This window comes from Vogesella margarita (assembly GCF_028548475.1).
Taxonomy (GTDB): domain Bacteria; phylum Pseudomonadota; class Gammaproteobacteria; order Burkholderiales; family Chromobacteriaceae; genus Vogesella; species Vogesella margarita.
Genome location: NZ_JAQQLE010000013.1, coordinates 34,049 through 46,649, shown reverse-complemented (window position 1 = coordinate 46,649; position 12,601 = coordinate 34,049). Strand labels below are relative to the sequence as shown.

Here is a 12,601-nt window from a genome sequence, read left to right as displayed (position 1 = left end):
TCACGGGGCGTTTTTCATGTGGCATCCGGTTTGGTAACAAGGTTTCCTCCCTGCTAAGCTGTCCGGTAGGCACTATCGCCAAGTGGCAGTGTCGGGCGTGGTAGCCAATGGGTGTTTTGAGGTGTTTGCAAACGTTACAACTTCACAACCAAGGAGTCGTCACATGGCAGGCTGGTTCGAATTGAGCAAAAGCAGCGACGGGCAGTTCCGTTTCGTGCTGAAGGCGGGAAATGCGGAAACCATACTCGGCAGCGAGCTGTACCACACCCGCGCCGCCGCGGAAAACGGCATCGCCTCGGTGCAGGCCAACAGCCCGCTGGAGGAGCGCTACGAGCGCAAGACTGCGGCCAACGGCAAGGCGTATTTCAACCTCAAGGCCGGCAATCACCAGATCATCGGCAGCAGCCAGATGTACGGCACCGAAGCAGCGCGCGATAACGGCATCGAGAGTGTCAAGAGCAATGGCGCCTCGACCACGATCAAGGATCTGACCGGCTAAAGAAAATAGTGGTCAGCTGCTGCGCAGCGTGCATGAAAAAACGCCGTTCCCGCCACAGCGGGAACGGCGTTGTTGCGTCACGGTCAGGCTTATTGCGCGGCGGAGGCGTCACCGGCCGGCTTGGCCACACCGGCCCACTTGCCGCCTTCCAGGCGGTACAGGGTCACGGTGCCGTTCTTGATGTCGCCGTTGCTTTCAAAGGCGATCGGGCCGGTTACGCCCTGCAGCGAGGTCTTGCCGACTTCGGCCAGGTATTTCTTCGGGTCGGCAGAGTTGGCGCGTTTCATCGCGTCGATCACCACGCGGGTGGCGTCGTAGGTGTACGGGGCGTAGGCCTGGATCTCGCCGTTGAAGCGTGCCTTGTACTTGGTGTTGAACGCGGCATAGCCCGGCATCAGCTCTTTCGAGGCGCCGGCGCTGGACGCGTAGGCGCCTTCGCCATCCTTGCCCGACAGCTTGGCGAACTCGGCGGTGTTGACCCCGTCGGCACCCATGAATACCGCCTGGATGCCCAGCTTGCGCATCTGTTTCACCATCGGGCCGGCCTGTGCATCCATGCCGCCGTAGAAGATCAGTTCCGGCTTCTCGGCCTTGATCGAGGTTAGGATCGCCATAAAGTCGGTGGCGCTGTTGGTGGTGTATTCACGCTTGACGATGGTGCCGCCGGCTGCTTCGGTAGCCTTGGCAAAATCGTCGGCCAGACCCTGGCCGTAGGTGGTGCGGTCGTCGATGACGGCGATGCGCTTCGACTTCAGCTCGGTCACGGCGTACTTCGCCAGCGCCTGACCCTGTTGCAGGTCATTGGCGATGATGCGGAAGGTGTTGTTATAGCCTTGCTGGGTAAATTTCGGGCTGGTTACCGAGCCGGCGATCATGGCGATGCCGGCATCGTTGTACAGACGCGAGGCCGGAATGGCGGCGCCGGAGGTCAGGTGACCGATCACGGCGGCAACACCGGCGTCGACAAAGCGCTGGGCAACTTGGGTAGCGACTTTCGGGTCGGCCTGGTCGTCTTCGGAAACGACCTCAAAGCGAACCGGCTTGCCGTCCAGAGTCAGCTTTTCCGCGTTGGCTTCTTCGGCGGCCAGTTGTACGCCATTGTCGGCGTCACGGCCCCAGTGGGCGAACGGGCCGGTCAGCGGGTTGGCGGAACCGATCTTGACGACGTGCTCCTGCGCGGAAGCGGGGGCGCTGGCGGCGGCGTCTTTTTGTGGTTCGGCATTGTTGCAGGCGGCCAGCGTCAGTGCGGCCGCGGCGATGGCGGTGATGCGATATGGATTCATGGTGAAAACGGGTCCCTGTTCCTCATGGCGGGAACATTTTGTTTGTAAAATGCAGGTGGTTTTATGGTCAGCCGAACACGGCCCGGTCGGGCGCCTGTTGTCGTGACATTGTGTCCGGACCGCGCGGGGTGGTGGCAGTCGTGGAGACAAGGGGGAGCGGCGACTGGATACAATCGACGCGTACTGGATCGATCATAAATGGTGCACTGCGATATGGCAAGCATAAAAAATGGCGCCCCTTAGGGCGCCATTTTCACAGGCAGAAGCCTTGTCAGATCAGCTTACTTGGCTGGGCCGCCAACGGTGGAAACCACTTCCCACTTGCCGCCTTTAACCTGGTAAACAGTCACTGCGCCGTCCTTGATGTCGCCTTTTTCGTCAAAGGCGATCACGCCAGTCACGCCGGTCATCTTGGTTTTGCCCACTTCAGGCAGGTAGGCTTTAGGATCGGTCGAACCGGCACGCTTCATGGAGTCAACCAGTACTTTCACGGCATCGTACTCGTACGGAGCGTAGATCTGTACATCAGTGTTGAACTTGGCCTTGAAGCGGTCGTTGAACGCTGCGAAGCCTGGCATCTTGTCACGTGGCACGCCGCAGCTGGAGGAGTACTGACCTTCGGATGCTTCGCCTGCCAGCTTGATGAACTCCGGAGTCTGCCAGCCGTCGCCGCCCATCAGCTTGGCCTTGATGCCCAGACGCTGCATCTGCTTGGCCAGAGGTGCTGCCTGTGCGTCCATGCCGCCGTAGAAGATCACGTCCGGCTGTGCCGACTTGATCGAGGTCAGGATGGCGTTGAAGTCGGTGGCGGTGTTGGTGGTGAATTCGCGCTTGGCGATTTCGCCGCCCTTGGCCTTGATGGCTTTTTCGAATTCGTCAGCCAGACCCTGGCCGTAAGCGGTACGGTCGTCGATGATGGCGACTTTTTTCGCTTTCAGGGTGTCAACGGCAAACTCGCCCAGTGCCTTGCCTTGCTGTACGTCGTTGGCAATCACGCGGAAAGTGGTCTTGTAACCTTGCTTGGTGTAGTCAGGGTTGGTCGCGGAAGGGGAGATCTGCGGGATGCCGGCATCGGAGTAGATCTTGGATGCAGGGATGGTGGTGCCGGAGTTCAGGTGGCCCACAACACCGACTACGCCTGCGTCAACCAGACGCTGTGCAACCTGGGTACCGATTTTCGGGTCACCTTGGTCGTCTTCGGAGACCAGTTCAAATTTGACTTTCTTGCCACCGATCTCGACGCCTTCGGCGTTCAGGTCTTCAATGGCCAGGCGCGCGCCGAATTCGTTGTCTTTGCCCAGGTGAGCAATCGGGCCGGTCATTGGCGATACTTGACCGATCTTGACTACCACATCACCGCCGGCATCGGCAGCAGCAGCGGAAGCTTCGGCAGCTGGTTTTTCTTCTTTGTTGCCGCAGGCAGTCAGAGCAATGGCGGCTGCTGCAAAGAGGCTAAGGCGTGCGAATTTATTCATCTTGTGTTTCCCCTGATCTTAGTCATGTGACTTGTAAGATCTGCCCGGTTCTTTTGGAAAGAGCAGATGCGGACTGATTATGCGTAGCACCCTATGCAGTGTCAACGAAGTTTGATTTGGCCGATTTGGAGATTGTCAGACACGTCAAAGGCTATGACATATTTGTTGCACCGCACTGGTCAGATTGCCAGAGGGATAAAGTATAAAATGAACAATGGCGCACCATGATGGTGCGCCATTGGGGTGAAAAAATCGCTTTTGCTAGCGGTTTGCGCCTGAATCTTGCGCACGCTGAAAACGCTGCACCGGATCTTCCGGTGTTGTTATCCAGCCACCAAGATGCTGCTGTACCAGTGCTGACAGCGCATTCAGCCAGTTTGGATCTTCATTCAGGCAGGGAATGTAGTGGTATTCGCCACCGCCATTGGTCAGGAAAATTTCCTTCCCTTCCATCGCGATTTCTTCCAGCGTCTCCAGACAGTCGCCGACAAAGCCGGGGCACATTACGTCCAGTTTTTGCGTACCGGCTTTGGCCAGTGCCGTCAGGGTGTCGACGGTATAGGGCTTGATCCATTCCGCCTTGCCGAAGCGGCTCTGGAATGCCACCACATACTGGTCCTTGTCCAGCTGCAGGCGCTCCGCCAGCAGGCGGCCGGTCTTCAGGCATTCGCAGTGATAGGGGTCACCCTTGTCCAGCGTGAAACGCGGCACGCCGTGAAAGGACATCAGCAGCTTGTCGCCACGGCCGTTTGCCTGCCAGTGCGCCTCTACCTGTCGCGCCAGCGCCTCGATATAGGGTGGGAAATCGTGGAAATGCCGCACGGTGCGGATTTCCGGCATATTGCGCATGCGCAGCAGGCTGCGGAACACCTCGTCCAGCGCGGTCGCTACCGAAGAGCCGGCATACTGCGGGTACAGCGGCACCACCAGCAGGCGCTCGACACCCTGTTCGCGCATGCTGCGCAGCACGCTGTCGACCGACGGGTTGCCGTAGCGCATCGCGAAGTCGACCACCAGGTTTTCCAGTCCTGCCGCAGCCAGCTGCTCGGCCAGCAGTTGGCTCTGCTTGCGGGTGTGGATCAGCAGCGGCGAGCCTTCGCTGCTCCAGATGCTGGCGTACTTCTCGGCACTCTTACGCGGGCGCAGATTGAGGATGATGCCGTTGAGGATCAGCCACCACAGCGCCTTCGGGATTTCGATCACGCGTTGGTCGGACAGGAACTGCTTGAGGTAAGGGCGCAAGGCCTTGGCGGTGGGAGCGTCCGGAGTGCCGAGGTTGATCAGCAGCACGCCGGTCTTGGGGGTGTAGCTGTGGCGGAAAGCCGGTTCTGCGTGTGGTACGGCCATGTTTTGTCCAGTACAAATAATAAGGATGAAGCTTACCTTGCGCGCCTGAAAAAGCAATGGCCGCATTGCTGCGGCCAACCTTGCTCAATGAAATGGCACGGCTTATTCCTCTCGCGCCGGCACCAGCACGCTGCGGTTGCCGTTGGTTTCCATCGCCGAGACGATGCCGCTGGCTTCCATCTGTTCGATCAGTCGCGCGGCACGGTTGTAGCCGATGCGCAGATGACGTTGCACCGACGAAATCGACGCCTTGCGCGTTTTCAGCACAATGGCGACGGCATCGTCGTACAGCGGGTCGGCTTCGCTATCGCCGCTGCCGGACAGGCCGTCGCCGCCGTCACCTGCCTCGGTTTCGGTGCCGCCGGTGAGGATGCCCTCGATGTAGTCCGGCTCGCCGGTGGTCTTGAGGAATTCCACCACCTGATGCACCTCGTCGTCGGCGACGAAGGCGCCGTGCACGCGCAGCGGGTAGCCGGTGCCAGGCGGCAGGTACAGCATGTCGCCCTGGCCCAGCAGCGTCTCGGCGCCCATCTGGTCGAGGATGGTGCGGCTGTCGATCTTGCTGGATACCTGGAAGGCGATGCGGGTCGGGATATTGGCCTTGATCAGGCCGGTGATCACGTCCACCGACGGCCGCTGCGTGGCCAGAATCAGATGAATGCCGGCGGCGCGCGCCTTCTGCGCCAGGCGGGCGATTAGCTCCTCGATCTTCTTGCCGGCCACCATCATCAGGTCGGCCAGCTCGTCGATCACCACCACGATCATCGGCATGGTCTCCAGCGGCTCCGGCGTTTCCGGGGTCAGGCTGAACGGATTGGGCAGCTTTTCACCGGCCTTTTCCGCGTCGCGGATCTTCTGGTTGTAGCCGGCGAGGTTGCGCACGCCGAGCTTGGACATCAGTCGGTAGCGTTTTTCCATCTCGCCGACACACCAGTTCAGTGCGTTGGCGGCCTGCTTCATGTCGGTGACCACTGGTGCCAGTAGGTGCGGGATGCCTTCATATACCGACAATTCAAGCATTTTCGGATCGACCATGATCAGGCGGGCTTCTTTGGGCGTTGCCTTGTACAGCACCGACAGGATCATGGCGTTGATGGCCACCGATTTGCCGGAGCCGGTGGTGCCGGCCACCAGTACGTGCGGCATCTTGGCGAGGTCGGCGGACACCGGCTGGCCGGCAATGTCCTTGCCCAGCGCCATCGCCAGGCGCGAGCTCATGTTCTGGTAGCTGTCGGAGCCGACGATCTCGGACAGACGCACGATCTGGCGCTTCGGGTTAGGAAGCTCCAGGCCCATATAGGTCTTGCCGGGGATGGTTTCCACCACGCGGATCGACACCAGGGAGAGAGCGCGCGCGAGGTCGCGCATCAGGTTGACGATCTGCGCGCCCTTGACGCCGATGGCCGGCTCGATCTCGTAACGGGTGATTACCGGGCCGGGGTAGGCGGCGACCACTTTCACGTCGACGCCAAAGTCGGCCAGCTTGCGTTCGATCAGGCGCGAGGTGTATTCCACCGTCTCGGCGGACACCGGCTCGCCCTGTTCCTTCGGTGCGGCCAACAGTGGCAGGCCGGGCAGGGTGTCGTCGCCGGGCGCGGCAAACAGCGACTGTTGTACCGGCTTGGTCACCTTGGGCGACAGCGGGATGTCCAGCACCGGCGCCTCGATGCGTACCGGCGGCTTGTCTTCGATTTTCTTTTTCTCGGTGACGACTTTTTCCTCGCGCTGCTGTGCGACTTCGCGACCGATCTCGCGGTCCTGGCGTGCCTGCCACGCCTGCCAGATCTTCAGTACGCCATCCTCGATGCCGCCGCCGATGCGCTCCATCAGGTTCAGCCACGACAGGCCGGTAAACAGCGAGAAACCGATGGCGCCGCTCACCAGCAACAGCAGGCCGCCGCCGGTCAGACCGAATACGCGCGCGGCGATATCCCCGAGGAACTGGCCGAACAGGCCGCCGGCGACCAGCGGCAGGCTCAGCGTCTCGCCACGCCAGATCAGCGCTTCGAGGCTGGCAGAGCAAAGAATGAACAACAGGAAACCGAAGCTGGCCGCCCACGCCATCGGCCCTGGGCGGCGGATGCCTTCGCCCAGCTGGCGATAGCCCCAGGCGATGGCGGCGAGACAGAATGCCACGCTCAGCCACGCCGAGTAGCCGAACAGGTACAGCAGGATGTCGGACAGCCAGGCGCCAAAGGCGCCGCCATAGTTGCGCACCTGCGCATCGGCCGAGCTGTGCGACCAGGAAGAATCTGCGGGAGAAAACGACGCCAGCGTCAGAACGAGGTAAACGGCGGTCACGGCCATCAGCAACCACCACGCTTCGCGCAGCAGGCTGGAGAGCCGTGGCGGCAGCGGGTCGGTGTTGCGAACGGCGGCTTTACGCTTGAAGAGGCGCATTGATTATTCTGTTTGATTAGGGTGGTGGCTGATTATATCGGCAAACCGCACAAAATCCGCGTACCGGCACGTGAATTTGTCAGGCCGGATACAGCGCTCCCAGCACGCGCCGGCCGCTGGCGCCGGTCACCGCCGGCAGGTTGGCGCCCTGGCGCCGGCTGAAGCAATAGCCCAGCCAGGCAAAGGCGGTGGCTTCCACCTGGTGCAAGGGCAGTCCCAACTCGTCGGTCAGGTGCCAGCCGACCTGCGGCCAACGTTGCTGCAGCCGCTGGCGCAGGTCGCGGTTGCGCGCGCCGCCGCCGCACAGGTAGACCGCGCTGACGGCGGGCAGGAAACGCTGCGCGGCGTTGACGATGCTGTGTGCGACCAGTTCGGCCAGGGTAGCCTGCACGTCGGCCGGGCGCAGCACTTCGCCCAGCGCGTGCAGCTGCGCCTGCAGCCAGGCGAGATCGAACAGGTCGCGGCCGGTGCTCTTGGGGGGCGGCGCGTCAAAGTAGCTGGTGGCCAGCAGCTGCTGCAGCAGGCGTGGATGCACGTTGCCGGAGGCCGACCACGCGCCGTCGGCGTCATAAGGTTGGCCGCAATGCAGCTTGACCCAGGCGTCGAGCAGCATGTTGCCAGGGCCGCTGTCGAAGCCGGAGACCGCGCCGTCATGGCCGAGGTAAGTCAGGTTGGCGATGCCGCCGATGTTGACGATCAGGCGGTTCACGTTCTCGTCATGGAAAGCGTGCGCGTGGAAGGCGGGTACCAGTGGCGCCCCCTGGCCGCCGGCGGCAACGTCACGGCTGCGCAGGTCGCCGATCACGTCGATGCCGGTCAGCTCGGCCAGCAGTGCGAGGTTGCCCAGCTGCAGCGTGTAGCCGCGCTCCGGTGCGTGGCGGATAGTCTGGCCGTGGCAGGCGATGGCGCTCACGGCGCCGGCGTCGAGCCGGCAGCTGGCCAGCAGCTGCTGCACCACTTGCGCGTAGCGCTGAGCCAGCTGGTTGGCCAGCTGGGCGCTGCGGTCCAGCTCGTTGTGTGCCGGGGTCTGTAGCGCAAGGATGTCCTCGCGCAGCGTCGCCGGATAGTCAACGAAGGCCTCGCCGCAAACGCGGAAACGCGGGCCGGAAAAATCCACCAGAACCGCATCCACGCCGTCGAGGCTGGTGCCGGACATCAAACCGATAAAATACGCAGACATGAAAAAACCCTGACAGTAGTGCTGTCAGGGTTGAGGATTGCACGGGGGCGTTTACTCCAGCTGGGCAACGCTGACCGGAATCTCCCTGAGCAGCTTCAAATTAGCCGCCAGCTTAACGCTCTGCTGGCGGAAGGCCAAGCGTTGCTGCGTGCTCAGGCCCGGCACCGGCAGTGCGGTGGTCGACGGATCGACCGCCTGGCCGTTGACGCGCACCTCCATGTGCAGGTGCGGGCCGGTGGAGCGTCCGGTGCTGCCGACATAGCCGATTACCTGGCCGGCGGACACCTTGCTGCCACGTTTCAGCTTCGGCTCGAAGCGGCTCATGTGCGCGTACAGCGTCGACAGCTTGGCGTTGTGCTTGATGATCACCACGTTGCCGTAGCCGCTCTGGCTGGCGATGGTGTCGATCACGCCGTCGGAGGTGGCCATGATCGGTGTGCCGCTGCCGGCGGCATAGTCGATGCCCTCGTGCATGCGCAGGCTGCGCAGTATCGGGTGGAAGCGCATGCCGAAGCCGGAGCTGATGCGGGCATTGCTGACAGGTTGGTTGCTGAAGCCCTTGCGCAGCGACTGGCCAGCGGCGTCGTAGTAGGCGCCGGATTCACTGTCGTGGGCAAAGTAGAACGCCTGCCAGGTCTTGCCGCCGGACTGGATCTCGGCGGCCAGCACATTGCCGTTGGCAATCGGCGAGCCCTTGTACAGCAGCGTCTCGTACACCAGGTTGACACGATCGCCCGGCTGCAGGCGAGTGGTATCCAGCTGGTCGGAGAAAATCTCGCCCAGCTGGGTGCGGATTTCCACCGGTACGCCGGCCTGGGCCAGCGCGCCGCTAAGACTGGTGCGGACCTCGACGGAGCGTACCGCCTGGATCGTCTCGGTGCGCGGCGGTTCGGCGCTGGCTTGCCACTGTTCGCCGTGCTTCTCGATCACGACCAGCACTTTTTCGCCGTTCTCGTCGTCGTTGAGGAAGCGCAGGCCGAACAGCTCGCCCTGGTCGTTGATCTGTACCGACAGCGTCGCGCCGGCGTGCAGTTTCAGCAGGTCGCGCGACACCGGCGCGGTATGAATGAAGCGGTTGGCTTCGTCGCTGCCGACGCCGAGGCGGTTCAGCAGGCGGGCAATGGTATCGCCGCGCTGGATGCGCTCTTCGCGCCAGTAGCGCGAGCCGTCGGACTGGCCGGCCGGCAGTGCCGGCAGCGCCAGCAACTGGCTGACTTCGCGTACTTCGAGTGGTGCCGGCTCGGCCGCGCCGGGGGCGACGGCAACGGCGGTCAGCACGCCGAGAAAGGGCAGGGTGGCGGCGCCGATCAGCCAGCTGAAGCGATGTTTCATCAGGCGCTGGAGGCCTTGGAGACGGGATGGCAGCAGTGTCTGGTAGCTCATGGATCTCTATGGTCTTGTATGGCCCGGAGGGTGCCCGGGACAAGTACGTTTATCGAACAAGCTGCTTAATCAACAGCTATTGATAAAAATACAAAGGGGGCAGGTTAGCAAAAAAACGGAGACAGGCAAACAAATAATGTTTAATAATCAACAAACTAACTCAATGTCATCGTCCGTTTTACGACAGTTCCCGCTTTCACCGGCATTGGTGTCAAGCGGAGCCGACTGCAAAGACTGTTTTGTCTCTAAATAAGTTCAACGCCTGCCGCAATTGGTCAGCGCCGCTCGCAAACCGCTACAATGCCGGCCTGTCATCGCACCCACCGACGCCACACCCGCCATGAAATACACCCTGTTTGTTCCCGGCCTGACCTGGCTGGACAGCGCCGACGGCCCCGAGCTGTGCAAGGACCTGTCGCTGCCGGCGCTGTCGACGCTGCTGGGCCGCGGCCAGTGGCGCAGTGCGCCGCTGAGCGCGAGCGAGATGCTGTGCCGCACTTTCGGCCTGCCGCAGCCGGCTCTTGCGGCCAACCTTGCCCGCGCTGCCGGCCTGCCGCCGGCGACCAGCTGGCTGATTGCCGACCCGGTCAACCTGCGCGTCGATCGCGACCGCGCGCTGCTGGGCGACATTGGTATCATGAATCTCTCGCAGGACGAGGCCGCGGCGCTGCTGGCCAGCCTGAACGCCTTCTTCGCCGAGGACGGCCTGCTGTTTCACGCGCCGACACCAGCGCGCTGGTTCGTCGCCCTGCCGGAGGCGAGCGGTGCCGAGTTCTCTGCGCTGCCGGATGTGATCGGCGAGGACATCAACCACCACCTGCCCAAGGGCGCAAAAGGCATGCGCTGGAGCCGCTTTCTCAACGAGCTGCAGATGTTGCTATATACCCACCCGGTCAACGAGGCGCGCGAGGCGCGCGGCGAGCCGACGGTGAACAGCCTGTGGTTCTGGGGCGAGGCCAGCCAGCCGCAGTCACTGGCCAGCGCCTATCCGGCGGTGCACAGCCATGACCTGCTGTGGCAGCAGCTGGCGCAGCAGGCCGGTGTCGCCGGCGACAGCCCGGGCTATGCCTTTGCACTGGCGGAAGGGGGTGACGACGTGCTGATCCACCTCGACGCCGCCGAGGGCGCCGCGCAGTTCCGTGACGTGTGGGGCTGGCGCGAAGGGCTGCTGCGGCTGGAGCGCGACTGGTTTGCGCCAACGTTGGCCGCACTGCAGCAGGGCAAGCTCAGCGAAGTAGAGCTGTGCTGTCATGGCAGCGCCGGCCTGCACAGCCGCACCACGCGGCTGGATCTCTGGAAACTGTGGCGTCGTCCCTTGCCACTCAGCAAACTGTATCCGCAATGACCCGTATCGTTACCCGTCAAGTCCCGGCCGATCCCGCCCGGCAACTGCATCAACAGGGCATCGCGCCGCTGATGGCGCGCCTGTACGCCGCGCGCGGCATCGCCGACGCCGCCGAAGTGGATTACGGCCTCAAGGGCCTATTGCCCTATCACAGTCTGAAAAACATCCAGCCGATGGCCGCGCGACTGGCCGACGCCATCGCCGCCCGGCAACGGCTGCTGGTGGTCGCCGACTACGACGCCGACGGCGCCACCGCCTGCGCGGTGGCGGTGAAGGGGCTGGCGGCGCTGGGCGCGGTGATCGACTTCATCGTGCCCAACCGCTTCGAGTACGGCTACGGCCTGACGCCGGAAATCGTAGAACTGGCGGCGCAGAGCCGGCCGGACATCATCGTCACCGTCGATAACGGCATCGCCAGCGTCGCCGGGGTCGAGGCCGCCAACGCGCGCGGCATCGAGGTGCTGGTTACCGATCACCACCTGCCCGGCGACACCTTGCCCGCGGCGCTGATCGTCAACCCCAACCAGCCCGGCTGCGAGTTTCCGTCCAAGAACCTGGCCGGCGTCGGCGTGATGTTCTACGTGCTGATGGCGCTGCGCGCCGAGCTGCGTGCCCGTGGCGCGTTCCGGCAGCAGCCGGAGCCGAACCTGGGCGAGCTGCTGGATCTGGTAGCGCTGGGCACCGTGGCCGACGTGGTCAAGCTGGATCGCAACAACCGCATCCTGGTCGACAACGGCCTGCGCCGCATGCGAGCCGGGCGCATGGCGCCGGGCATCGCCGCACTGTTTCGTGTTGCCGGCCGCGCCGCGCACAAGGCCAACGCCTTCGACCTCGGTTTCACCGTCGGGCCGCGGCTGAACGCCGCCGGCCGGCTGGACGACATGAGCCTCGGCATCGCCTGCCTGCTGGCGGGCGACGAAGTGCAGGCGCTGACGCTGGCGCAGGAGCTGGACAGGCTCAACCGCGAGCGGCGCAGCATCGAGCACGGCATGCAGGATGAGGCATTGGCGGTGCTGTCCGGTATCGACGCCGAGCAGCGCTACACCTTGTCACTGTATCGCGACGACTGGCACCAGGGCGTGGTCGGCATCGTCGCGTCGCGGCTGAAGGAAAAGTATCACCGCCCGGCCATCGTGTTCGCGCCGGGTGACGAGGGCGAGATCAAGGGCTCCGGCCGTTCCATTCCCGGCTTCCACCTGCGCGACGCGCTGGATCTGGTGTACAAGCGCCACCCGCAGCTGATCCTCAAGTTCGGCGGCCACGCGATGGCGGCGGGGCTGACCATTGCCGAGGCCCGTTTCGACGAATTCGCCGCCGCCTTCGAGAGCGTGGCGCGCCAGCTGCTGGACAGCAACACGCTGACCCGCACGCTGGAAACCGACGGCCCGCTCAGCGGCCGCGAGCTGTCGCTGGCGGTGGCGGAAACGTTGGCCGCAGAAGTGTGGGGGCAGGGCTTTGCCGCGCCGACCTTCCATGACGACTTCCACATCGTCAGCCAGCGCGTGGTCGGCGACAAGCACCTGAAACTGCGCCTGGAAAAGGACGGCGTGCAGTGCGACGGCATGCTGTTCAACCAGGTGGAGTGGCTGCCGCAGACCATCAACGCGGTGTACCAGCTGGCGGCCAACGAGTGGCAGGGGCGCAAGGAGCTGCAGATCTACATCCAGCACTGGCGCCAGCCCGGCTGAC

Annotated in this window: 9 protein-coding genes; 3 read left to right on the top strand and 6 right to left on the bottom strand. The window is 63.4% G+C overall.

Annotation, left to right across the window (positions count from 1 at the left end; genetic code table 11):
• The first annotated feature begins 163 nt into the window (after positions 1-163).
• Positions 164-499: a YegP family protein gene (locus PQU96_RS13675; RefSeq protein ID WP_272772960.1), complete on the top strand. Its 336-nt coding sequence runs from the start codon at positions 164-166 to the stop codon at positions 497-499.
• 89 nt (positions 500-588) lie between these two features.
• On the opposite strand, the gene PQU96_RS13670 is transcribed toward PQU96_RS13675, so the two are convergent.
• The 6 genes from PQU96_RS13670 to PQU96_RS13645 form a co-directional block, all read right to left on the bottom strand.
• Entirely contained in the window at positions 589-1,782 is a 1,194-nt protein-coding gene (locus PQU96_RS13670; protein ID WP_272772959.1) for a branched-chain amino acid ABC transporter substrate-binding protein, read from the bottom strand.
• A 281-nt stretch (positions 1,783-2,063) separates the two neighbouring features.
• Positions 2,064-3,257 (bottom strand): branched-chain amino acid ABC transporter substrate-binding protein, encoded by a 1,194-nt coding sequence (locus PQU96_RS13665; protein WP_272772958.1) that lies wholly within the window; start codon positions 3,255-3,257, stop codon positions 2,064-2,066.
• 261 nt (positions 3,258-3,518) lie between these two features.
• Positions 3,519-4,604 (bottom strand): ferrochelatase, encoded by a 1,086-nt coding sequence (gene hemH / locus PQU96_RS13660; RefSeq protein ID WP_272772957.1) that lies wholly within the window; start codon positions 4,602-4,604, stop codon positions 3,519-3,521.
• Between the two features lie 102 nt (positions 4,605-4,706).
• Positions 4,707-7,004, bottom strand: a complete 2,298-nt coding sequence (locus tag PQU96_RS13655; RefSeq protein ID WP_272772956.1) for a DNA translocase FtsK — start codon at positions 7,002-7,004, stop codon at positions 4,707-4,709.
• Between the two features lie 79 nt (positions 7,005-7,083).
• Positions 7,084-8,184: an anhydro-N-acetylmuramic acid kinase gene (locus tag PQU96_RS13650; protein WP_272772955.1), complete on the bottom strand. Its 1,101-nt coding sequence runs from the start codon at positions 8,182-8,184 to the stop codon at positions 7,084-7,086.
• Between the two features lie 51 nt (positions 8,185-8,235).
• Positions 8,236-9,567 carry a M23 family metallopeptidase gene (locus PQU96_RS13645; RefSeq protein WP_272772954.1) on the bottom strand — a complete coding sequence of 444 codons (1,332 nt, stop codon included), beginning with the start codon at positions 9,565-9,567 and terminating at the stop codon, positions 8,236-8,238.
• Positions 9,568-9,907: 340 nt separating this feature from the next.
• Here PQU96_RS13645 and PQU96_RS13640 point away from each other — a divergent pair, with 340 nt between their 5' ends.
• Both PQU96_RS13640 and recJ read left to right on the top strand, forming a co-directional pair.
• On the top strand, positions 9,908-10,912 hold the full coding sequence (locus tag PQU96_RS13640) for a hypothetical protein (RefSeq protein ID WP_272772953.1): 1,005 nt from the start codon (positions 9,908-9,910) through the stop codon (positions 10,910-10,912).
• The gene (gene recJ, locus PQU96_RS13635; protein ID WP_272772952.1) at positions 10,909-12,600 is read left to right on the top strand and encodes a single-stranded-DNA-specific exonuclease RecJ; all 1,692 of its coding nucleotides are present in this window, start codon (positions 10,909-10,911) and stop codon (positions 12,598-12,600) included. The genes PQU96_RS13640 and recJ overlap by 4 nt, the downstream gene beginning before the upstream one ends.
• The last annotated feature ends 1 nt before the right edge of the window (position 12,601 follow it).